Below are 22,022 nucleotides of genomic sequence, written 5' to 3' on the forward strand. Positions count from 1 at the left end.
TAGGTGTGAACCATCTCACTTTCGGCGGCGGGAGATCCTCGACCCTGCCCTTGCACGAAGAGCCGACAGGAGACCACGTCGCTCTCCTGTGACCGGGTCCGTCTTCAGCGTTTCGACCATGGCCGCGCCCGCATCGCGGAACTTGCGCTCCGAAGACGTCTCCGGCGCATCGTCCGCGGTCGCCTTCAGCCAATTGTCCGGCAACGCCAGCTTGTGAATGGTGCGGAGCGCGAGCACGTACTGCTTGGCGAGCGACCCTGTCGTGTACGGAAGGTCGTACTTCTGGCACAGATCGCGGACGCGTACCGCGATCTCGGGGTACCGGTTGCTGGGCAGGTCCGGAAACACGTGATGTTCGATCTGGTAGCTCAGATTTCCGCTCATGAACCCCATGACGGGCCCGGCGTTGAAGTTCGCGCTACCCAGCATCTGCCTGAGGTACCACTCGTGCCTGGTCTCGTTCTCGAACTCCGCCTCGGTGAACTTCTCCGCCCCGTCCGGGAAGTGTCCACAGAAGATCACCACGTACGACCACAGGTTCCGCACCAGGTTCGCGGTGGCGTTTGCTGTAAGAGTGCTCTTCCACGCCGGCCCGGTCAGCGCGGGGTACAGAACGAAGTCCTTACCCACCTGCCGAACGATCTTGGTGGCGAACTCCTTGTTGCTTCGGGAGTTCACGGTTCCGGGCTCCACACCCTCGAGTTCGCTGGCGAACGCCAGATCGTGGAGTGCGATTCCCCACTCGAAAGTGGCAGCGAGCAGAAGATTCGCGAACGGCTGCAGAAGATTGATCGGCTTCCAGGGCTCGTCGCGCGTCATGCGCAGAATGCCGAATCCGATGTCCTCGTCCATGCCCACGATGTTGGTGTAGGTGTGATGCGAGTAGTTGTGAGCACGCTTCCAGTGGTCGGAGGGCCCGGTCTGGTCCCACTCCCACGACATCGAGTGGATCTCCGGATCGTTCATCCAGTCCCACTGCCCGTGCATCACATTGTGCCCGAGCTCCATGTTCTCGATGATCTTCGACAACGACAACATTGCCGTTCCGAGGACCCATGCCGGGCGGTACTTGCTCCCGAAGAGGACGGCGCGGCCACCGAGTTCCAGCGCCCGCTGGGCACGGATGGTCCGACGAATGTATCGGGCGTCCCGGAGGCCGCGCGACTCCTCGACCTCGAGCCTGATCGAATCGAGCTCACGACCCAACGCCTCGATGTCGGCCTCGGTGAGATGAGCGAATTCTTTGATGTCGGTGATTGCCACCGCGATCCTCCGTCTATCGAAAGCTCAAGAATAACCGAACGAAATGAACGGAAGTTGTCATGCGTCCAGCGTGCAGTCACCCGCAGCCGCTGAGATGCAGGTCTGCACGCGATCACCTTCGGCATGCTCTTTGCCGTTACGCAGGTCGATGGCATGCCCCGAAAGGACGGGCACCACACAGGTCTGGCAGATTCCCATTCGGCAGCCGAAGGGCATGAGCGCACCGGCCCCCTCGCCCGCCTCGAGCAGTGTCGTGGCGCCGTCGACCGTCACCGTCTTGCCGGACTTCTGGAACGTCACCGTGCCGCCCTCGCCGCTGGTGTCCGCGCGCGATACTGCGAACCGCTCGAGATTCAGCTTCTCCGAGATCCCCTCGTCGCGCCACCGCTGTTCGATCTCGTCGAGCATCGGAAGCGGTCCACAGGCCCACGTGGTGCGCTCGCGCCAATCGGGACACACGTCGTCCAGTGACGACAGTGCGAACTTGCCCTGACTGCGAGTGAGCTGAATGTGCGATCGAAACTCCGGATGCTCGTCCGCAAGCGCCCGCAACTCGTCTCCGAACATGACCTCCGACTCGGTGCGCGCCGAATGCACGTGCAGTACGTCGGGGCGCCGACCGCGACGGCTCAGCGTCCGCAACATCGCCATGATCGGGGTGACCCCGCTGCCTGCGGTGAGGAAGAGAACTCGTTCCGGAGGCGGATCCGGAAGAGCGAAGTTTCCGGTGGGTGTAGCGAGTCGGACGATGGTTCCCGACGGCACCCCGCTGACCAGATGGGCGGACAGAAAGCCCTCCGGCATCGCCTTGACCGCGATCGAGATTCGCTTCTGATCCCAGTTCGGCGGAGACGTGAGTGAATACGACCGCCAATGCCAGCGACCCTCGATGTGCAGACCGATACCCACGTACTGGCCGGGCGCGTAGTCGAAGTCGAAGCCCCACCCGGGCTGGATCACGATCGTCGCCGAATCCGCTGTCTCCGAACGAACCTCGACGATTCGGCCACGAAGCTCGCGAGCCGACCACAGCGGGTTCGCCAGATGCAGGTAGTCATCCGGCAGCAAGGGAGTCGTCAACCGCGCGGTAGCGCCACGCAACCAGTTGAGCTTCGACCTCGTTGCCGGCACAACCGCAGCCGCGGGCGCCTCGATCCAGTCCTTCAGACCCATCCGACCTCCACATACCTCAGGCCGCACACGGTCTGTACGCGACAAACCTACGATAGCGTAGGTTCGGCAGGCGCGGCACCCGAGACCATGTGATCTCGGACCGAGATCACATCAGATCCACGAGAAACGGAAGCTCCTGCGTCGCGTACCAGGCGAGCACATGATCCTCGGCATCACCGAGTACGAACTCGGCATCCGGATCTCCGAGATCCGCCTCGTCGACGGCCGCGACGCCGCGCTCCACGTCCGGCTCGGCTTCTGCGAGATCGACGAGAACCGATGCGACCTCCGACAGCTTCACGGGGGCAGACAACCGCACCACCGCGTCGTCGAGGTCGGGCCTCGGGGTGACTTCGTCGACGTCGGCAGCGATCACGGCCCGGCGGTGAAACACCTCTGCCCCTTCGCCGATCCGCCCGGCGATGAGACGAAGCGAAGCGCGCGCCGCCTCGGCGATCGCGACTTCTGCCAATTCCTCGTCGTCGCCCGACGCGTACGCCTCACGTAACCCTGCGGTCACTGCGAACGCCGTACGGCTCATCGGGTCGACTTCCTCGTCGGACACGAGGTGCTGAAGGATCTCGATGGTGGCTGGGATGTACACCCTTGTCATGTGTCGTGTGCCCTTCTTCGATCCGTGGTCACCGGCTGGCGTCCAGCAACTCTTCGAGAGATTCGTAGAGCAGCGCTGCCACGACGTCCACGTCCGCCATGGCATCGCGGTCTGCGTTCAAACCGTAGTAGACATTTCCGTCGTACGACGTGAGCGCAATGCTCAGTGCCTGATTCTTGAGCAGCGGCGACACCGGATACATCTCGAGCATCCGCGCACCGCCCACGTACAACGGCACCTGCGGCCCCGGCGCATTGGTGATCATCAGATTGAACATGCGCTGCGAAAAGCTACTCGCCGCGCGGGCGCTCATCGCGTGCAGTGTGGCGGGGGCGAACCCAGAAAGGCGTACGAGGGTCTGAGCCGTGACCCGTCGCGTCTGACGCGCCTGTGCCTCGGTGGCATGAGCCACGTGCGACAGTCGGACCGCCGCATTGCCTTCACCGACGGGTAGATCGATCAGGAACGACGAGACCATACTGCGTGGATCGGACCAGTCACCGCGCTTCACTCCCAGTTCGGGATCGCAGTCGTCCTCCGCGTAGACCGACATGGGAACCATCGCGCGCACCGTGGTCGACTCGGACACCGGCTCACCTCGCGAGAGCAACCAGTAGCGCAGCGCACCGGAGACCACGGCGAGAATCACGTCGTTGACCTCGCACCCGTACCTCGCCCGTATCGCTCGGTAGTCCGCGAGGTCGGTCTTGACGACGGAGAAGCGACGGTTTCGCGAGATGGGTGCATTGAGCGGATTCGACGGCGCCACCTGAGTGGCCGAACGCACCGCGGCCGCGAACCGGCCGACAGCACGGAAGCTCTCCTCAGCCGTGGACGCCATGTCGCCCAACGTCGTTCGCAGTCCGGCGACACCGTCCCCCGGGCTCGCCACCAGGTCTCCGAGTGCGCCGGCGATCAGTGTCGTCTGGCTGGGCTCGGGACTCGGCATCCACAGTTCCTCCGGAACGGTACGTCCGGTCGGCTCCGTATCGAGGATCACCTGTCCGATCTCGAGTGCTTCTTCTCCGTCCACCAGCGACGAGTGCGACTTCGTGAAGATCGCGACCCGGTTGTCGGCCAGGCCCTCGATCAGGTACATCTCCCACAGCGGACGCGAGTTGTCCAGCGGGCGCGAGGTCAGCCGGGCGATCAAGTCGTGCAATTGAGCATCCGAACCCGGCTTCGGCAGAGCGGACCGACGGACGTGGTACTCGATATCGAATTCCTGGTCGTCGACCCACACCGGCCGAGCCAGCCCCAACGCGACTTCACGGACCTTCTGGCGGTATCGAGGGACGAGACTCAGCCGCGTCTCCACCAGTTCCAGCAGCGTCTCGTAGTCCAGACCATCGCGTGGCTGAGAAAAGATCGCGAGAGACCCGACATGCATCGGGGTACTGCTCGCTTCCAGGAAATAGAACGACGCGTCCTGCGTCGTGAGTCTCGTCGCCATGGGCCGTATTGCCCCCTCACTGCCGGACTGATGTCGATAAGTGGTGTTCACCCTAAGGTGCGATTCCTCGTTCTGCGACGCGACATTCGCTCCCGTGCGAACATGTTCCCCGAATGTTGCCACCAACGGCGGCAACAGGGGGACACGTCCACAAGATCCGGGGGGATCGTCTTGAGCGAATCGTACGTATTTCTGTCGAGCGCACCGAACTGTGAACCGGCGCCGAGCGAACCGCGCCCACTACCGGTCCGGTCGGACTCACGACCACGGGAAGCTCGGGCGTCCGCTGCCTGCACACCGCGGCGGTCACCGGCCCGCAGATCTCCGCACACCGGATCGTCGCCACGCACTGCCGCCCGCGCTCCGCTTCCACCGCAATCGCACGACGACTGCCGGCGATTCGCGCACCACGCGATCAAGCTCGCCCTCGAAGTGCTCGATCGCCGGCGCAGTCCCCGACAATTGCGGCCGATGATCTCCGATCGAATGATCGATGTCGTTCGCGCTCGGTCCACCGCTCCGATCTGCGCAGGCTCCGCGGGTACCGCAACGCTGCAGCGACTACGTATTCAGTTGCAGGGCAACGATGCTGCCGAAATCTTCGGGACGTACTCGCGCGGAGACCGAGTCTTCGCGTACGCCGCCAGAATGGAGCGACGCACCGTCCACGCGGGAGGACATCCCGCGTGGACGATCACGCAACTTCAACTCGTGTGATCTGGAGATCCCGGTAGGGACCCGAGATCAGCGCTTACGCTTGCGGCCCTTGGCCTCGGCGCGCGCAGCTTCCCGACGTTCCCGCCGAGTCCCGTGCTGAGCTTCCTCGGCGTCGCCGTCACTCGACCGACGACTCGCCCGCGCGGATCCGTCCTCGGCCGGTCCGGAGTACGTGAGTCCACGAGGCTCGTTGTTCTCGAGGCCCTTCGCACGCAGGGCAGCCGGGGCGGCCTGCCGCTCGGTCGCACCGTTCTCCGAGTCACCTGCAGAGTCGGTCGGCAGTGGACGAGGCGCCGAGGAGGACACAGCAGCAGCGGATGCCGGCGTCACGTTCACACCATTACCCTGCTGCGGGGCCTGGGCCTCGACCTGCAAGTTGAACAGGTACCCGACCGACTCCTCCTTGAGTCCCTCGAGCATGGCCGTGAACATGTCGAAGCCCTCGCGCTGGTACTCGACCAGCGGATCGCGCTGCGCCATGGCACGCAGGCCGATGCCTTCCTTGAGATAGTCCATCTCGTAGAGGTGTTCGCGCCATTTGCGGTCGAGGACCGACAGTAGAACTCGGCGTTCGAGCTCGCGCATGGAACCTTCACCCGCGACGCTGTCGATTTCTTCTTCCCGGTGTCGGTACGCCTTGTGAGAATCTTCGAGAAGCAGCGACTCGAGCTCCGACCGCGACAGGTCGGACAGCTCGCCGTCCTCGTTCTCGCCGGCCAGCTGCTTGTAGTCGAGCCCGACCGGGTACAGGGTCTTGAGCGCCGTCCACAGCTGCTCGAGATCCCAGTCCTCGAGGTAGCCCTCGGCCGTCGCACCGTCGGCATACGCGGAGACGACGTCGGTGATCATCTCCTCGACCTGCCCCTCCATGTCCTCACCTTCGAGGATCTGGCGACGCTCCTTGTAGATGACCGTGCGCTGCTGGTTCATCACCTCGTCGTACTTGAGGACGTTCTTACGGATCTCGAAGTTCTGCTGCTCGACCTGCGTCTGCGCGCTCTTGATCGCCTTGGAGACCATCTTGGCCTCGATCGGGACGTCGTCGGGCAGGTTGAGTCGCGTCATGATCGACTCGAGCGCCGCGCCGTTGAAACGCCGCATCAATTCGTCACCCAGCGACAGGTAGAACCGCGACTCGCCCGGATCACCCTGGCGGCCGGAACGACCACGCAACTGGTTGTCAATACGTCGCGACTCGTGACGCTCGGTGCCGAGCACGTACAGGCCGCCGGCTTCACGCACGTACGCGGCGTCGTCCTTGACCTCGGACTTGATCTTCTCGAGTACGTCGTCCCAGGCAGCCTCGTACTCTTCGGGCGTCTGGACCGGATCGAGTCCCTGCTTGCGCAGGGCGATGTCGGCGATGATGTCGGGGTTGCCGCCGAGTACGACGTCGGTACCACGGCCGGCCATGTTGGTCGCCACCGTGACGGCGCCCGAACGGCCGGCTTCCGCGATGATCGTGGCTTCCTGCTCGTGGAACTTCGCGTTCAACACGTTGTGCGGAACCCCACGCTTCGTGAACTGCTTCGACAGATACTCGGAGCGTTCGACGCTGGTGGTACCGATGAGGACGGGCTGGCCGTTCTCGTGCCGCTCGACGACGTCGTCGACGACGGCGTCGAACTTGGCTTCCTCCGACTTGTAGATCAGGTCGCCCTGGTCCACACGGATCATCGGACGGTTGGTCGGGATGGGAATGACGCCGAGGCTGTAGATCTGATGCAGCTCGGCGGCCTCGGTCTCGGCCGTACCGGTCATACCCGACAGCTTCTCGTAGAGACGGAAGTAGTTCTGCAGGGTGATCGTCGCCAGCGTCTGGTTCTCGGCCTTGATCTCGACCTTTTCCTTGGCCTCGATCGCCTGGTGCATGCCCTCGTTGTAGCGACGACCGGACAACACACGACCGGTGAACTCGTCGACGATGATGACCTCGCCACTGCGGACGATGTAGTCCTTGTCCTTGGTGTAGAGCTCCTTGGCCTTGATGGCGTTGTTCAGGTAGCTCACCAGCGGGGAGTTCGCGGCCTCGTACAGGTTGTCGATCCCGAGCTGGTCCTCGACGAGCTCGACACCGGCCTCGTGCACGCCGACCGTGCGCTTGCGAATGTCCACCTCGTAGTGGACGTCGCGCTTGAGCAGTGGAGCGATTCGCGCGAACTCGCCGTACCACTTGCTGGACGCGTCCGCGGGGCCGGAAATGATCAGCGGTGTACGCGCCTCGTCGATGAGGATCGAGTCGACCTCGTCCACCACCGCGAAGTTGTGACCGCGCTGAACGAGATCTTCGAGCGAGTGCGTCATGTTGTCACGCAGGTAGTCGAAGCCGAACTCGTTGTTCGTGCCGTAGGTGATATCCGCTGCGTATGCGGCGCGACGCTCGGCCGGCGTCATACCGGAGAGAATCACGCTGGTGTCGAGACCGAGGAAACGGTGGACACGGCCCATCCACTCGGAGTCACGTTTCGCCAGGTAGTCGTTGACCGTGACCACGTGAACGCCGTCACCCGAGATGGCGTTGAGGTAGGCGGGCAACACGCAGGTCAGGGTCTTGCCCTCACCGGTCTTCATCTCCGCGATGTTGCCGAAGTGCAGTGCCGCACCGCCCATGATCTGCACCTCGAAGTGCTTCTGACCGAGAACGCGCCACGACGCCTCACGTGCGACAGCGAACGCCTCGGGGAGCAGCTCGTCCAGACTCTCGCCATCGGAATAGCGCTTCCGGAACTCGGCGGTCTTGGCGTGCAACTGCTCATCGCCCAGGCCTTCGACCTCGGATGACAGAGAGGCAACGTGGTCCGCGATGTGCTTGAGCCGCTTGACCATGCGACCTTCACCAACACGGAGCAGCTTCGATAGCGACAACGACGGCACAGTCTTGTTCGTCCTCAATTTCGGCGACAGATGGGTGACACATGAATTCCGGCCGTGATCCGAGAACCGCGGCCGGAATCCATGGTAGGCGTAATCGCGATCGGGCGAGTAAGCCGGACCGCGCGAGGCGTCACGCCAGGCGGATCAATCCGTAGTCGAACGCGTGCCGCCGATATACGACGGACGGCCGGTCCGACTCCTTGTCATGGAACAGGAAGAAGTCGTGTCCGACCAGTTCCATCTCGTACAGGGCATCGTCGACGGTCATCGGCTTCGCCGTGTGCTCTTTGGTTCGCACGATCTGTCCGGGAGCGTGCTCGTCCGATTCGTAGCCGTCGAGCGAGATGTCGGGAGATATGCCGAGAGAATCGTCGCTCGCAAGCGTTGCGGTGGCCTCTGCCACGGATACGGGTCTCTTGTCGCCGTAATGAACCTTCTTTCGATCCTTCGTGCGCCGGAGGCGACTCTCCAGCTTGGCCGTCACCGCTTCGAATGCGGCATAGAAACTGTCGGCGGAGGCTTCTGCACGGGCCACGGGGCCCTTGCCTCGCGCCGTGATTTCCACGCGTTGGCAACTCTTTGCCTGACGCCGGTTGCGCTCGTGTTCTAGTTCCACATCGAAGTGGTAGATGGAAGGGTCGAAGCGTTCGAGACGAGACAACTTGTCCGCGACGTACACGCGGAAGTGGTCCGGTATTTCAACGTTGCGTCCTTTGACGACGATCTCGGCGTTGGTCGTGTCGGCCTGTTCCTTCAGATCCGACGCGCTGTCGTCGACGAATACCGAGGCTTGCGAAGGGGTCGTCACTCGTACCTCCCGATAGCGGCCACACCCTCGACGGGTGGTGGCGAAGTTGTGCACGTGCCGGGAGGGGGCCCGCCCGGCACCAGGTTCGAAGTTTCACCTCCTACCTGTGTTTTCGGGTGTGTCCGCGACGCTAGTACGTAACGCGTTGGAGTGCCACTGTTCGGCAGAATTTCATCCGACACCCGCAAGAACGACTGCTGCGGCGACGTCGATTCCGGCCTGTCGGAGCACGTCGACCGACTCCGCGGCCGTCGCGCCTGTCGTCATCACGTCGTCCACCAGCACCACAGATGCCGGCCCGCGGTCGCTCAGCAGCCGGGCGAGCGTGCGCCCATGTGCAGTCAGCCGCACGCGACCGCCGAGGTTGGTTCTGCGCGCCGCGGCCGACAGCCCGACCGAGTCCCGCGCACCGGCTCGCAGAGCCAAGGCGCGACACACCCGATCCGCGCCCACGGCCGCCGATGCAGTCCGAGCGACGGGGTCTCCTCCGCGCCTGCGCGCCGCTCGCGCTCGGGTCGGTGCCGGTATCAGAACGAGCGGCGCAGACGTGTCGAGCACACCCCAGACGCCCAGTCGCGCCAGTGCAGCAGAGAGTGCGCGCCCCAACGGCTCGGCGAGGTCTCGTCGTCCGCGCTCCTTCATCTCGATCACCGCATGCCCGCGCGTGCCCGCATAGCGGCCGAGCGCCCAGGCCGGGACGCCGGGATCGACGCGGGGTGACAGCTGAATCGGGTGATCGGACAACTCGGTCGCACAGTCGTCGCACCATCGTGTGCCCGGCCGCGCACACCCGCCGCACGCGGAGGGCAACAACAGATCCAGGAGTGCACCCACGCCGACGCCGGTCATGCCGACCAGTATGGGGCTCGGTACAGACAGAACTGGGCCGACAGAACTCGATACCGCTCCGGTCAGCCGGGGAGAATCGGGGTCGCCTTCATTCCGGTAAGTCCCGGCACCTCGCGCCAGTACCGGTCACCGGCCGGATCATTGTTGTTCAGCTGGAAGACCGCCCTCGAGTCGGCCACGAACTCCGTCGTCGCGGACGCATCGACCGCCACGACCGGGGCCGTGAGGTTTCGACTCGGCAGCGCATCCATCCGGGAACCGTCGACGGCCACCTGAACGACCGGTGTGTCGTTCGCGGCGCGGGCCACGACGATCGTCTCGCCGTCACTCCAGTCGAGCGCCAACGCCGGGCTACCCAATCCGAGCGCGATCGGCCGCGGACTGCTCAGTTCGAAAGTCCCGTTCGGGCGCTTGACCACGATCGCGGTGTACACCTTGCCGTCCACGATGAGTGCGGCGCGAACGCCGTCGCGGGACAGTCGCAACTCCGTGATGTTGGTGCCGAGCGCCGTGACCGCACCCGCGTCGACATTGACGACGGATTCCCTCCCCGTCCCCGGTTCACGCAGTACCCGGACCACGGTGTTGCCGTTCACGGCCACCCAGATGGCCGCGTTGTCCGGCCCCCACGTGGGCCGGGTGATCGCCCCACCCTCGAGTGCTGGAGCGGCGCCACCGTCGTAGTCGCCGACCATGAGCGCGTTCGCTGGTTCCGGTGTCGGTTTGCCGGTGTCGGCGACTGCGGCCACCAGCTTGCCGTCCGGAGACAATCCGACCGATCGCAAGCTGCGGGCCGAACCGAAGTACCCCTCGACGGGGGTCGCACCCGACTCCGACACTCGCACCATCGACCCGTCGCGAAGCGCGTGCAACCCCACCGTCGCGCTCGTGGTCGCGAGCGGGTTCGTCGAGGCCACGTCTGCGGTCGTCCAACCGTTCGGAAACCGTTCGTCCAGCGGTTCACCGTCGGCGAGGATGACATAGGGGCCCGAGATGTCGGCATTCGCAAGGGTCCACACGAGCTGGGCCGCGAACAGACTTCGCTCCTGCTCGTTCTTCTGGCTCAATCCCTGGAAGTCGATTCGAATACCGCCGAGGCCCACACCCACCTGGGCGGTCCGTCCGTCCGCCTTCGTGATCGGCCCTCGTACGGACACGCCCTCGCCGAATTCGTTGCGTACGGCAGGCGTGAGTGCATCCTTCGGCCCGTCGATCATCAGCCCGACCAGCTGGGACGCCATCTGATCCTGCGCGCCGGCGATCCACCGGGGATCGGGCACCACGGTCGTTCCCGACGGGTCGAGGAAGTACAACGACTTTCGTTGGTACGAGTTGAGGAACTGGGCGCGATCCATGATCACGCCCGCGGGCAACTGATCGATCCGCCATTCGCCGTCGACTTTGACGAGTCCGACCTCGGTCTCGAAGCTGCCCTCTTCCGCCACATAGAGCCCACCCGGCTCGAGCTGGCCCACCTTGTTGGCACGGACCGTGTAGGTGGTGCGCTCGTTGTTGCGCTGTTCCGGCAGCACGTCGATCTTGTCGACGATCGTCGTACTCGCCGCGTCGTCCCACTTGCCGGAGACGCCCGCCGTCAGAAACTGTCGCGCCGCCAAGTGCTGATTGGTCGGATCGGTACTGGCCTTGAAGAAGTCGCGAAGCAGAAGGTCGGGCTCACGTCCCGGTGCGGGCGCTTCCACGCTCGTGCCGGCCGAGTCACGTGAAATCGTGCCGATCGCCTGGGGCGCCGACGAATTCGGCAGACTTGCGCATCCACCGACGAGGGTGAGTGCCACGGTCGCCGCGGCCAATCCTGCCCGCCTCATTCGCGTTTCTCCCCGCTCGCGCCTGTACGCCCTTCACCGGCGGCGGAAGTGTCCGGCGTCATGGGCACTGCGGTCACCTCGTCGGCATCCACACCTTCCAAGGCATCCACACCGGCCGTGTTCGTCTCGTCCACGTAGTCGTCGACCGTGGTGTCCGGCGCGGCCTGCGGGCCGAGCACGTCGACGTCCGAGCGCTCCCGGTCCCCCGGCAACGGCTGGCCTTGGATGTACCGGCCCGTTCCCGGCTTCAGCGGCAGGGGGCTGGACGCCACCTTGCGGCCACGCACGAGCGGCAAGGTGAGCCGGAAGCAGGCACCGTTGCCCGGCTCGCCCCACGCCTCGAGACGACCGTCGTGCAAATGTGCGTCTTCCACACTGATGGCCAGGCCGAGTCCGGTACCTCCGGAACGCCGCACCCGCGACGGATCGGAACGCCAGAACCGATTGAACACAAGCTTCTCCTCGCCGGGTCGCAACCCGATGCCTTGGTCGCGGACGATGAACGCAAGCGCGTTGTCGTCCGCACGCAGGCGCAGCAACACCGGTTTCCCTTCACCGTGATCGATGGCGTTGGCCAGCAGATTCCGCAACACGCGCTCCACGCGGCGCGGATCCACTTCTGCCACCACCGGCTCGTCGGGCAGGTCCACGATCAGCTCGGTCGCCGTCTCGCGGGCGAGGTGACGGACCGTCGACACCGAGGCCCTCGCACACATCCGGATGTCGAGTTGCTCGGCTGCCAGCTCGGCGACACCGGCGTCGTGACGACTGATCTCCAGCAGGTCCGCGAGCAACCCTTCGAACCTGTCCAGCTCGGCGACGAGCAACTCGGACGACCGGCGCAGGACCGGATCGAGACTGTCGCTGCCGTCGTGAATGAGGTCCGCAGCCATGCGCACCGTCGTGAGCGGAGTGCGCAGTTCGTGACTGACGTCGGAGGTGAATCGCCGCTGCAGATTGCCGAACTCTTCGAGCTGGGTGATCTGTTTGGACAGACTCTCCGCCATCTCGTTGAACGACATCGCCAGCCTGGCCATGTCGTCCTCGCCGCGCACGGGCATGCGTTCCTTGAGTCGGCCGTCCGCAAAGCGCACCGCGATACGAGAAGCGGAGCGAATGGGCAGAACGACCTGCCTCGCGACCAACAACGACACCGCGGCGAGCAGCACTGCGAGCACACCACCGCCGATCAACAGCGTGCCGCGCACCAGCGCCAGCGTGCGGTCCTCGCTTGCCAACGGAAAAACCAGGTACAGCTCGAGCGTCGAGATCGACGACGCGGTCGGGCTGCCCACGATGAGCGCCGGACCCGAATAGCCCTCGGGTTCGTCGACCGTGGCGAACTGATAGCTCACCTGGCCGGCTTGGACGAACGAGCGCAGCGACTCCGGAATCTGTTCGGCGGCACCCTCCGACGTGGGTGCCCGTGGGCCGTCGCCCGCGACCACCAGGACAGGATCGAAGGTGCCCGCGGAACCGGACGCCTCGGCCGAGTCCGATCCCCTGTTCGTGAGGGCAGCCGCGGCCCCTTCCAGCTGCGTCGACAGTGCTGTCGTGCCGTCGGCACCGGCGAGCTGGGCCTCGACCGTGCTACGGGCGCGATCCATCTCCTCGGTGGCAGCAGAGATCTTGCTTTCGAGCAGTCGGTCGGTGATCTGGCTGGTCAACACGACACCGAGCACCAGGATCACGATGACGGACAGCGACAGCGTGGATGCCACCACGCGCAGCTGTAGGGAACGCCGCCACGTGTGTGCGAGCGTGTTGCTCATGGAACGGCTCCACCGTAGTACCGGTGAGAGCCGCCGATTCACACGACGGCGCCATCTGGAAACACCTGTCACGGCGGTCCGGCCTTGTAGCCGACCCCCCTGACCGTCAAAACCACCTCTGGATTCTCGGGATCAGTCTCGACCTTGGCTCGTAGACGCTGTACGTGCACGTTCACGAGCCGAGTGTCAGCCGCATGTCGGTAGCCCCACACCTGCTCGAGCAGAACCTCACGGGTGAACACCTGGCGCGGTTTGCGGGCCAGTGCCACGAGGAGATCGAACTCGAGGGGGGTGAGGGAGATCAGTTCGTCGTTTCGGCTCACCTTGTGCGCAGGCACGTCGATGACGATGTCGGCGATGCTGAGCAGCTCCGCCGGCTCGTCCTCGGTGCGGCGCAGACGTGCGCGAACGCGGGCGACGAGTTCCTTCGGCTTGAACGGCTTCATGATGTAGTCGTCGGCACCGGACTCGAGACCGAGGACCACGTCTACGGTGTCCGTCTTGGCGGTGAGCATCACGATCGGCACGCCCGAATCCGCACGCAACACGCGGCACACGTCGATACCGTTCATTCCAGGCAGCATCAGGTCGAGAAGCACCAGATCCGGTCGGGTTTCACGAACGGCGGCCAGCGCTTGGGTGCCGTCACCCACGACGTACGGATCGAAACCCTCGCCGCGGAGCACGATCGTGAGCATCTCCGCCAGCGCCGTGTCGTCGTCGACAACCAGAATCCTTGGTTTCATGTCCCTATCGTTACATCTTCGAAGCGTCGAACAGGCGGTTCGACTGTCACGGCGCGCCGTGTTCTCCATTCGAGAGTGCCAGTTTTTCTACGATCTCGCCCGGGTCGATGTTCGGCCCCACCACCCACCAGGGTGAGATCCAGTTCGCCGCGGCCAATTCTCGGTACACGGCGCCGGTCCGCGACTGCAATCCACCGTCACGCTCGTAGGCATCGAGCGTGCGTGAAGGCTCGGCCGCCTCCCTGCTCCGGGCACGCTCACCGGCGAGTTCCACCGGAACGTCCAGATAGATCTGCAGGTTCGGCCTCGGCAGGGCCAGCCTGCCGAACTCGAGATCGCGTATCCAGTTCACGAAGTCGCCGCTGGCATCCTGATGCAACCGCGCTGCTCCGTATGCAGCATTGGACGCGACGTACCGATCCAGGATCAGAACGTCGTGAGCGGCGAGCAGATCCTGCAGTTCGGCGACTGCGCCGCTGCGGTCGGTGGCCCAGACGATTGCCATCCCGTACACGGAATCGGCGAGATCACCGTGTGAGCCCTTGAGCGCCTCGGCACCGAGGTCTGCGTGCACCGAGTCCCCGTACCGAGGAAACGCCAGTGTCGCGACCGACAGGCCCTCGAGCTCGAGTCTCTTGGTGACCTTGTCTACGAGCGTGCGCTTACCCGCACCGTCGAGCCCTTCCAGGGCCACCAGCATTCCCGCGTCAGATCCCACGGCGCCAAAGCCTATCCCCCGGCTCGCGCGGACGGGCCGGGGGACGGACTACAGGAGCGAACTCGATCAGTAGCGGTAATGCTCGGGCTTGTACGGACCCTCGACGTCGACACCGATGTACTCGGCCTGATCCTTGGTCAGCTTGGTGATGGTTCCACCCAGCGCATCGACGTGGATCTTCGCGACCTTCTCGTCGAGGTGCTTCGGGAGTCGGTACACCTCGTTGTCGTACTCGTCCGGCTTGGTCCACAGCTCGATCTGCGCGATGACCTGGTTGGAGAAGCTGTTGCTCATCACGAACGAGGGGTGCCCGGTGGCATTGCCCAGGTTCAGCAGGCGTCCCTCCGACAGCACGATGATCGAGTGTCCGTCGCCGAACGTGAACTCGTCGACCTGCGGCTTGATGTTGACGCGGGTGACGTCGGCAGAGCGCTCGAGTCCGGCCATGTCGATCTCGTTGTCGAAGTGACCGATGTTGCCCAGGATGGCCTGGTGCTTCATCTGCTTCATGTGCTCGAAGGTGATGATGTCCTTGTTGCCCGTGGACGTGATGACGATGTCGGCCCAGCCGATCGCCTGCTCGACGGTCTTGACCTCGAACCCGTCCATGAGCGCCTGAAGCGCGTTGATCGGGTCGACCTCGGTGACCGTGACGCGCGCACCCTGTCCACGCAGTGCCTCGGCACAGCCCTTACCGACGTCGCCGTAACCGCACACCAGCGCGGCCTTGCCGCCGATGAGGACATCGGTACCGCGATTGATGCCGTCGACCAGCGAGTGCCGGGTGCCGTACTTGTTGTCGAACTTGCTCTTGGTGACCGAGTCGTTGACGTTGATCGCGGGGAACGTCAGCTCGCCGGCCGCCGCAACCTGGTACAGGCGCAGCACGCCTGTGGTGGTCTCCTCGGTGACACCCTTCACCGACTCGGCGATACGGCTCCACTTCTGTCCGTCTGCCTCGAGCGAGCTACGCAGCAGAGCCAGGAAGACCTTGTACTCGTCGGCGTCGTTCTCCTCGTCCGTGGGAGGAACAGTGCCGGCCTTCTCGAACTGTGCGCCCTTGAGGACGAGCATGGTGGCATCGCCACCATCGTCGAGGATCATGTTCGCGGGCTTGTCCGCCTCGGGCCAGGTGAGCATCTGCTCGGCTGCCCACCAGTACTCCTCGAGCGATTCACCCTTCCACGCGAACACGGGGATGCCTTTCGGCTCCTCGGGCGTGCCGTGCGGGCCGACCACGATCGCTGCGGCAGCGTGGTCCTGGGTGGAGAAGATGTTGCACGACGCCCAGCGGACCTCGGCCCCCAACGACGTGAGCGTCTCGATCAGGACTGCGGTCTGGATCGTCATATGGAGCGACCCGGAGATCCGGGCACCCTTCAGCGGCAGGACCTCCGCGTACTCGCGGCGCAGCGCCATGAGGCCGGGCATCTCGTGCTCGGCGAGGCGGATTTCCTTGCGCCCGAACTCCGCGAGCGAAAGGTCCGCGACCTTGAAATCGATGCCGTTGAGACTGGTCACCGCGGGTGTGGTTGATGCTGAGGTCGTCATCTGCCTCTCCTGGTTGGATTCTGCTGTTCGCCCAAGGCTATCGGTAGCCGTGTGCGGTCATGCGCGCTCGTCGTTGCGTACCCGCTCACGCGCTCCGCCGTCGACCGCCTCGTCCACGAACGGCCCGAGGAGCACGCTGAGGTCCTCGGCGACGTTCGTGCTCGATTCCGGAGGCATCGAGATGTAGCTCATCGCGAGCCGCACCACGCCTCTACTGAGGATCGCGGCGTCGGTCGGGTCCGCTTGGACCCAGCAGGTCTCGAACACTTCCGCGAGCCGAACCGACGCCCTGACCACGATGGGAGCGCTGTCGGTGGTGATCAAACGCAACAGGTCGGGTTTGGCCTCCCCACGCAGCAACGACTGCACGAGCGGGTCGGACACACTGGCCGTGAAAAATCCACCGAACCCGTCGAGCAGCGCCGCCCGCCCGTCACCTTCGTTGACAGCGAGTGCATCGCCGACCGAATCGACCAACTCGTCCGCCAGACGCACTGCGTACGCCTGCGCCAGCCCCTGCCGCGAATTGAATTCGTTGTAGAGGGTCTGCCTGCTCACCCCCGCGCCGGAGGCCACCGCCGACATCGTGATGCTCGACCAGTCGCTGTCCACAAGCAGATCGCGCATCGCGTCGAGCAACGACGTGCGCAACAACTGCCGTGTTGCCTCCTGGTACGGCACTCTCCCCCTCGACGACGTCATGGCGAAAACACTAGTCGCCGCGATCACCGGGCTCTCCGGCTACCGGTGTCGACCCACCCGCTGCCGTCGAGTCGTGTTGTACGCCTTGCGCAATTCGTTGTCCGAGTACCGAGTGCCTACGGCTGTAGAGGAAGTAGATCGCGACGCCGATGACCATCCAGATGACGAAACGTAGCCACGTCTCGACCGACAAGTTGATCATGAGCCACAAGCAGGACACCACCGCGAGAATCGGCACGAACGGCACCAGCGGTACTTTGAATCCACGCGGCAGATCGGGACGCTTCTTGCGCAACACTATGACACCGATCGAGACGAGCACGAACGCGAACAACGTGCCGATGTTCACCATCTCTTCGAGTGTTCCGATCGGGAAGAAGCCGGCGAGCACGGCGACGACGACACCGACGATCACGGTGATACGCACCGGTGTGCCGCGCTTGCCTGTGGGCGACAGCGAACGCGGCATCAATCCGTCACGCGACATCGCGAACAGCACCCGAGTCTGACCGAGCATGAGCACCATGACGACCGTGGTGAGACCCATGAGCGCACCGAACGAGATGACGTTCTTCGCCCACTCGACGCCGTGTATACCGAAGGCGGTCGCGAGGTTCGATTCGTCGCCTGCGAGATCGTGGTAGTCGACCATCCCGGTGAGGACGAGCGTGACGGCCACGTACAGCACGGTCACGATGAGCAGCGAGCCGAGAATGCCGCGGGGCAGAGCCTTCTGGGGCTCCTTGGTCTCCTCGGCCGTGGTGGCCACCACGTCGAATCCGATGAACGCGAAGAAGACCAGGCTCGCCGCGGCGAGCAGTCCGTACCAACCGAATGTGCTGCCGCCGGCTCCGGTGACGAACGAGAAGAGAGACTGGTGAATGCCCGATCCGGTATCGGCCGCCTCCGAAGGTGGAACGTACGGCGAGTAGTTGTCTGCGTCGATGTAGAACGCACCGACCACGACGACCAGGATCACCACCGCCACTTTGATGGCCGTGATCACGAGGGACACGCGGGAGGAAAGCTTGGTGCCGGTGGCCAGCAACACGGTGATGGCCGTGATGATCGCGACGGCGCCCCAGTCGAAGTCGAGCGATCCGATCTTCACGGAGGGAGACAGATCACCGAGAACTTCACCGAGGTACAGCGACCATCCCTTCGCCACGACGGACGACGCGAGCGCGAACTCGAGGATGAGGTCCCAGCCGATGATCCAGGCCATGAATTCACCGAATGTGGCGTACGAGAACGTGTAGGCGCTGCCTGCAACGGGCACAGTCGACGCGAACTCGGCGTAGCACAGTGCGGCCAGGCCGCACGCGAAGGCCGCGATCACGAAGGCGAGGGACACCGAGGGCCCTGCCACGTTGCCTGCCGTGCGGGCTGTGAGAGTGAAGATGCCGGCACCGACGACGACGGCGACGCCGAACACGGTCAGGTCCCAGGAGGTCAGATCCTTCCGAAGTTTCGTCTCCGGATCGTCGGTATCTGCGATCGATTGCTCGATCGACTTGGTCCGGAACAGCCCGGATTGTCTCTTGTCCGACGACGTCACCACTTCGGTCTCCTCATGGTCGAGAACAGCAGTCAGCCTATTGCTTGACCGGCCGAAGCAGGTCGGGTTCCAGATAGATGACGCGGGCTGCGGGTACGGCCTCGCGGACACGCGCTTCCGCGCCGTCGATGGCCCTCGCCACGTCCTCGATGTCCGAGCCACGATGGACGGCGAGCTTGGCGGCGACCAGCATCTCGTCGGGGCCGAGGTACTGCGTCTTCATGTGGATGACGCTCACGATCTGATCGCCGTCCACGAGGGCGGTGCGGATGCGTGCATCCTCCGCTGCCGTGGCGCCCTCACCGATCAGCAAACTCTGCATCTCGATGATGAGGATTACCGCGATGATTCCGAGCAGCACGCCGATGCACAGGGTTCCGATGCCGTCCCACACCGGGGAACCGGTGACCATCGACAGTCCGACACCGCCGAGCGCGAGGACGAGGCCGACAAGAGCTCCGGTGTCTTCGAGAAGGACGACCGGGAGTTCCGGACTTCGCGACGTACGGATGAAGGACCACCAACTGCCGTCACCCTTGAGTGGACGCGACTCCTTCACCGCTGTGTAGAAGCTGTAGCTCTCGAGGGCGATCGCCACCAACAGGATCACGACCGCGACGATCGGAGAAGAGAGTTCTTCTGGATGTTGAATCTTGTGAATGCCCTCGTAGATCGCGAACATCGAACCGAGGGTGAACAGGACCAACGCCACCACGAACGAGTAGAAGTAGCGATTGCGGCCGTACCCGAACGGATGCAGGCTGTCCGCCTCGCGTCGGGAGCGTTTCTTACCGAGCAGCAACAGACCCTGATTGGACGTGTCCGCAACCGAGTGCACCGATTCCGCCAGCATCGACGACGAGCCGGTGATGAGGAACCCCGTGAACTTCGCGACCGCGATGCCCGCATTCGCGCCGAGCGCTGCAAGGATCGCCTTGTTGCCTCCGTGAGCCGACATCGGCAACTCCCCTCGTGACCTGTTACCCCAGCGGAGTCGCTGCAGCGGGATCACAGATTACGCGACGGAAGTACCCACCACGGCACTGAACACCTGCGTGTTCGGCTCGAATCCCTCGACCGTCACGGCGCCGTCCGCCGCGGACAACCACACGGCCGCGCCCTTCGGAAGGTCGAGACCTTTGTCACCGCTGGTCACACCCGCCCGACCGGCTGTACACAAAAGGATCCGGGGACCGCCGCCCTGGACGGTGTACGTGCGCCGATTCCCATCCTCGGGGTCGAATTCGAGTCTGGAAAGCGCGAATTCCGGGGCAGGGGTCTCGTAGGCGAACTCCGCACTCGCTCCGACCTGCTCGGATTCGAGCACCGGTATGTCCAACGACTCGAAATCGAGCACCTTCAGCAATTCCGGCACGTCCACGTGCTTGGGCGTCAGGCCCCCTCGCAACACGTTGTCGGAGTTCGCCATGATCTCGACGGCCATACCGTGCAGGTAGGCGTGCAGGTTTCCGGCGTCGAGATACAAACCCTGACCGGGCTCGAGCGTGATGCGATTGAGCAACAACGACGCGAGTACACCGGCGTCACCCGGGTACGCCTCCCCCAGTTCGAGTGCGGTGCGGACCTCGGCGACGAACTCGGATCCGCCTCCGGCGGACAGGTATCCGATGCAGCCCTCGAGCACCGCAGGCAGCAGGGAGGCCAACACCGGCTGAGGCAAGGTGATCCACGTCGTGAACAGCGCGCGCAGACCTTCCGAATCCGGTTGCCCGGCAAGGAGCCCCGCATACGGTTCGAGTTCCGGCACATCGATCGCGCTCAGCAGTTTCACGGTACGACTGGGGTCACGGAATCCCGCCAGCGCCTCGAATCTACTCAGTGCGACAACGAGTTCCGGCTTGTGGTAGCTGTCGCGATAGTTTCGCAGCGACGAGTCGAGCGCCAGGTCCGCTGCATTCTCCTTGGCGTACCCCTCTCGGGCCTGCTCTGCACTCGGGTGTGCCTGCAGGGACAGCGGCTCCTCGGCGGCAAGCAGCTTCAGCAGGAAAGGCAGCCGTTCCCCGAAGGCCGCCACGGTGTCGGACCCGAGCTCACCGACCGGATCCTCGTTGACCACGTCGAGCAACGACCGGGCCTCCGCCGCCGTGACGATGCGGGCCGGATCTCCGGGATGGGCGCCGAGCCACAACTCGGCCTCTGGGTGGGGCGTCGGTATCGGCAGGCCGCGCAGCGATGCGATTGCAGTGCGCGAGCCCCAAGCGTATGACCGAAGCGCACCTTCGAGTAGGTGCACTAGTGACCGCCCGTCAGCCGAAGGTAGGCGGCGGCCATGTCGAACCGCGAGACCAGCACCGCGGCCTGCTCGAACTCCGAAGCCATTTCGGTCGTGGACTCTTCGGCGCTCGTGGACTCTCGGCCCCCGGTCGAATCCCGAGACCCGGTCGAGTCTCGGTCCGGGTCCGTTACCACGAGATCGCCGTCGGGCAACCCGCCGAGACGTCGCTCCGTGATCTGCCGGGACGCCTGCGATGCGACTGCGAATACTCGGACCGGATCGGCGCCTGCGGGTCCGTCCAGATCCGGATCGTGAAATATGGGATCCACGTGCACGGCCCCACCGGAAGCGGACGCCGCGAGAATCCCACTCGCGCGCAACACGTCACCGAGTTCCGCCGCTGCTGCCACCCGCCCCGCGAAGAGCAGAGCGTCCGCACCTGCACGCGCCACCTCGAGCGCACTCACGCCGTCGCCGGCCAGAACGATTCGGCGGCCCTGCATTCTCGCCGCGAGAGATTTCGCGGGGTTGTGGAACACCTCGTTGACCGGGCTGTCGCGGACTGCCTCGGCATCGACCGCGTCGGCCAGGGCTGCGACATCGGGCAGCAGGCCTCGATCCGGCTTCACTTCGAGTGCCTGAAACACCACGAGGTAGGCCGCGAGGTACCGCAGCAGTTCGTGCTGGGATCCGGCGGTGACTCTGGGCTCGAGGACCATCGCCCGCCCCGCCGCTGCTGCGCGCAGCGGCCCCTCGTCCGGCGCGGCCACGACAACTTCTGCTCCGCGCCGCAGAGCGCTGTCGACAGCCTCGGCAAGCCGCGGGTCCCCTGCGTCTTCGCCGGCCACGACAACCACGTCGAGTGGCCCCACCCAACGGGGGGTGTTCGAAGCGTGCAGCAAGGGAAAGCCGATCCTCGAAGCGACGAGAGAATCGGCGAGAGATGCCGCTCGGCCCGCTCGGCCCGCACCCGTCACGATCACCACACACCGCGGGCGTAGACCGTCCAGTCGGTGAAGTGCTCCCTCTTGCACGGCCGAGAGAGTGGCTCGGATCTGAGCCCCGCCCGTCGCAGCCGAACGCAAAGTGCCGTTCACGTCCGCGTCGACCAGTGCATCGACGTCGTCGAGATCCAACAGGGGCATCGGCGCTGTCATGGCACC

Annotated in this window: 18 protein-coding genes; 1 reads left to right on the plus strand and 17 read right to left on the minus strand. The window is 64.7% G+C overall.

Going from position 1 to position 22,022, the window contains the following annotated elements; all coding sequences use genetic code 11:
- Window positions 1–15 precede the first annotated feature (15 nt).
- The 4 genes from ACZI8R_RS15830 to ACZI8R_RS15845 all read right to left on the minus strand — a co-directional run bounded on the left by ACZI8R_RS15830 (window position 16) and on the right by ACZI8R_RS15845 (window position 4,502).
- The gene (locus ACZI8R_RS15830) at window positions 16–1,263 is read right to left on the minus strand and encodes a fatty acid desaturase family protein (protein ID WP_463380590.1); all 1,248 of its coding nucleotides are present in this window, start codon (window positions 1,261–1,263) and stop codon (window positions 16–18) included.
- A gap of 57 nt (window positions 1,264–1,320) precedes the next feature.
- A complete protein-coding gene (locus ACZI8R_RS15835; protein ID WP_463380591.1) occupies window positions 1,321–2,436 on the minus strand; it encodes a ferredoxin reductase in 1,116 nt (371 codons plus the stop codon).
- A 106-nt stretch (window positions 2,437–2,542) separates the two neighbouring features.
- On the minus strand, window positions 2,543–3,049 hold the full coding sequence (locus tag ACZI8R_RS15840) for a DUF6912 family protein (protein WP_463380592.1): 507 nt from the start codon (window positions 3,047–3,049) through the stop codon (window positions 2,543–2,545).
- Between the two features lie 28 nt (window positions 3,050–3,077).
- Window positions 3,078–4,502, minus strand: a complete 1,425-nt coding sequence (locus ACZI8R_RS15845) for a WS/DGAT/MGAT family O-acyltransferase (protein WP_463380593.1) — start codon at window positions 4,500–4,502, stop codon at window positions 3,078–3,080.
- Between the two features lie 102 nt (window positions 4,503–4,604).
- On the opposite strand from ACZI8R_RS15845, the gene ACZI8R_RS15850 reads away from it, so the two are divergent.
- Window positions 4,605–5,219: an Rv3235 family protein gene (locus ACZI8R_RS15850; protein WP_463380652.1), complete on the plus strand. Its 615-nt coding sequence runs from the start codon at window positions 4,605–4,607 to the stop codon at window positions 5,217–5,219.
- A gap of 27 nt (window positions 5,220–5,246) precedes the next feature.
- Here ACZI8R_RS15850 and secA read toward each other — a convergent pair whose 3' ends face one another.
- The 13 genes from secA to ACZI8R_RS15915 all read right to left on the minus strand — a co-directional run bounded on the left by secA (window position 5,247) and on the right by ACZI8R_RS15915 (window position 22,016).
- Window positions 5,247–8,093, minus strand: a complete 2,847-nt coding sequence (secA, locus tag ACZI8R_RS15855) for a preprotein translocase subunit SecA (RefSeq protein WP_463380594.1) — start codon at window positions 8,091–8,093, stop codon at window positions 5,247–5,249.
- Window positions 8,094–8,223: 130 nt separating this feature from the next.
- Window positions 8,224–8,901, minus strand: coding sequence for a ribosome hibernation-promoting factor, HPF/YfiA family (gene hpf / locus ACZI8R_RS15860; RefSeq protein WP_463380595.1), 678 nt, complete (start codon window positions 8,899–8,901; stop codon window positions 8,224–8,226).
- 171 nt (window positions 8,902–9,072) lie between these two features.
- Window positions 9,073–9,750 (minus strand): ComF family protein, encoded by a 678-nt coding sequence (locus tag ACZI8R_RS15865; protein ID WP_463380596.1) that lies wholly within the window; start codon window positions 9,748–9,750, stop codon window positions 9,073–9,075.
- 62 nt (window positions 9,751–9,812) lie between these two features.
- Window positions 9,813–11,576 (minus strand): MtrAB system accessory lipoprotein LpqB, encoded by a 1,764-nt coding sequence (lpqB, locus tag ACZI8R_RS15870; protein ID WP_463380597.1) that lies wholly within the window; start codon window positions 11,574–11,576, stop codon window positions 9,813–9,815.
- Window positions 11,573–13,420, minus strand: a complete 1,848-nt coding sequence (gene mtrB / locus ACZI8R_RS15875) for an MtrAB system histidine kinase MtrB (protein WP_463380598.1) — start codon at window positions 13,418–13,420, stop codon at window positions 11,573–11,575. Before mtrB ends, lpqB begins: the two co-directional genes overlap by 4 nt.
- Complete coding sequence (mtrA, locus tag ACZI8R_RS15880; RefSeq protein ID WP_463380599.1) at window positions 13,417–14,094, minus strand: MtrAB system response regulator MtrA; 678 nt, start codon at window positions 14,092–14,094, stop codon at window positions 13,417–13,419. The genes mtrB and mtrA overlap by 4 nt, the downstream gene beginning before the upstream one ends.
- A 46-nt stretch (window positions 14,095–14,140) precedes the next feature.
- Entirely contained in the window at window positions 14,141–14,794 is a 654-nt protein-coding gene (locus tag ACZI8R_RS15885) for a dTMP kinase (RefSeq protein WP_463380653.1), read from the minus strand.
- Window positions 14,795–14,878: 84 nt separating this feature from the next.
- Window positions 14,879–16,363: an adenosylhomocysteinase gene (ahcY, locus tag ACZI8R_RS15890; protein ID WP_463380600.1), complete on the minus strand. Its 1,485-nt coding sequence runs from the start codon at window positions 16,361–16,363 to the stop codon at window positions 14,879–14,881.
- Window positions 16,364–16,420: 57 nt separating this feature from the next.
- Window positions 16,421–17,065, minus strand: coding sequence for a TetR/AcrR family transcriptional regulator (locus ACZI8R_RS15895; RefSeq protein ID WP_463380601.1), 645 nt, complete (start codon window positions 17,063–17,065; stop codon window positions 16,421–16,423).
- A 10-nt stretch (window positions 17,066–17,075) separates the two neighbouring features.
- Window positions 17,076–18,623 carry an amino acid permease gene (locus ACZI8R_RS15900; RefSeq protein ID WP_463380602.1) on the minus strand — a complete coding sequence of 516 codons (1,548 nt, stop codon included), beginning with the start codon at window positions 18,621–18,623 and terminating at the stop codon, window positions 17,076–17,078.
- 37 nt (window positions 18,624–18,660) lie between these two features.
- On the minus strand, window positions 18,661–19,581 hold the full coding sequence (locus tag ACZI8R_RS15905) for a cation diffusion facilitator family transporter (protein ID WP_463380603.1): 921 nt from the start codon (window positions 19,579–19,581) through the stop codon (window positions 18,661–18,663).
- A gap of 57 nt (window positions 19,582–19,638) precedes the next feature.
- Window positions 19,639–20,877 (minus strand): mannose-6-phosphate isomerase, class I, encoded by a 1,239-nt coding sequence (gene manA / locus ACZI8R_RS15910; protein WP_463380604.1) that lies wholly within the window; start codon window positions 20,875–20,877, stop codon window positions 19,639–19,641.
- On the minus strand, window positions 20,877–22,016 hold the full coding sequence (locus ACZI8R_RS15915) for a tobH protein (protein WP_463380605.1): 1,140 nt from the start codon (window positions 22,014–22,016) through the stop codon (window positions 20,877–20,879). Before ACZI8R_RS15915 ends, manA begins: the two co-directional genes overlap by 1 nt.
- Between the last annotated feature and the right edge of the window lie 6 nt (window positions 22,017–22,022).

This window comes from Rhodococcus huquni (genome assembly GCF_055231055.1).

What these genes read in the sequence shown, in the direction of transcription:
- ACZI8R_RS15835 (WP_463380591.1), bottom strand. Translation starts at nt 2,436, where the DNA reads ATGGGTCTGAAGGACTGGATCGAGGCGCCCGCGGCTGCGGTTGTGCCG.
- ACZI8R_RS15840 (WP_463380592.1), bottom strand. Translation starts at nt 3,049, where the DNA reads ATGACAAGGGTGTACATCCCAGCCACCATCGAGATCCTTCAGCACCTC.
- ACZI8R_RS15845 (WP_463380593.1), bottom strand. Translation starts at nt 4,502, where the DNA reads ATGGCGACGAGACTCACGACGCAGGACGCGTCGTTCTATTTCCTGGAA.
- ACZI8R_RS15850 (WP_463380652.1), top strand. Translation starts at nt 4,605, where the DNA reads ATGTTCCCCGAATGTTGCCACCAACGGCGGCAACAGGGGGACACGTCC.
- ACZI8R_RS15865 (WP_463380596.1), bottom strand. Translation starts at nt 9,750, where the DNA reads ATGACCGGCGTCGGCGTGGGTGCACTCCTGGATCTGTTGTTGCCCTCC.
- lpqB (WP_463380597.1), bottom strand. Translation starts at nt 11,576, where the DNA reads ATGAGGCGGGCAGGATTGGCCGCGGCGACCGTGGCACTCACCCTCGTC.
- mtrA (WP_463380599.1), bottom strand. Translation starts at nt 14,094, where the DNA reads ATGAAACCAAGGATTCTGGTTGTCGACGACGACACGGCGCTGGCGGAG.
- ACZI8R_RS15885 (WP_463380653.1), bottom strand. Translation starts at nt 14,794, where the DNA reads ATGCTGGTGGCCCTGGAAGGGCTCGACGGTGCGGGTAAGCGCACGCTC.
- ahcY (WP_463380600.1), bottom strand. Translation starts at nt 16,363, where the DNA reads ATGACGACCTCAGCATCAACCACACCCGCGGTGACCAGTCTCAACGGC.
- ACZI8R_RS15895 (WP_463380601.1), bottom strand. Translation starts at nt 17,065, where the DNA reads ATGACGTCGTCGAGGGGGAGAGTGCCGTACCAGGAGGCAACACGGCAG.
- ACZI8R_RS15905 (WP_463380603.1), bottom strand. Translation starts at nt 19,581, where the DNA reads ATGTCGGCTCACGGAGGCAACAAGGCGATCCTTGCAGCGCTCGGCGCG.
- ACZI8R_RS15915 (WP_463380605.1), bottom strand. Translation starts at nt 22,016, where the DNA reads ATGACAGCGCCGATGCCCCTGTTGGATCTCGACGACGTCGATGCACTG.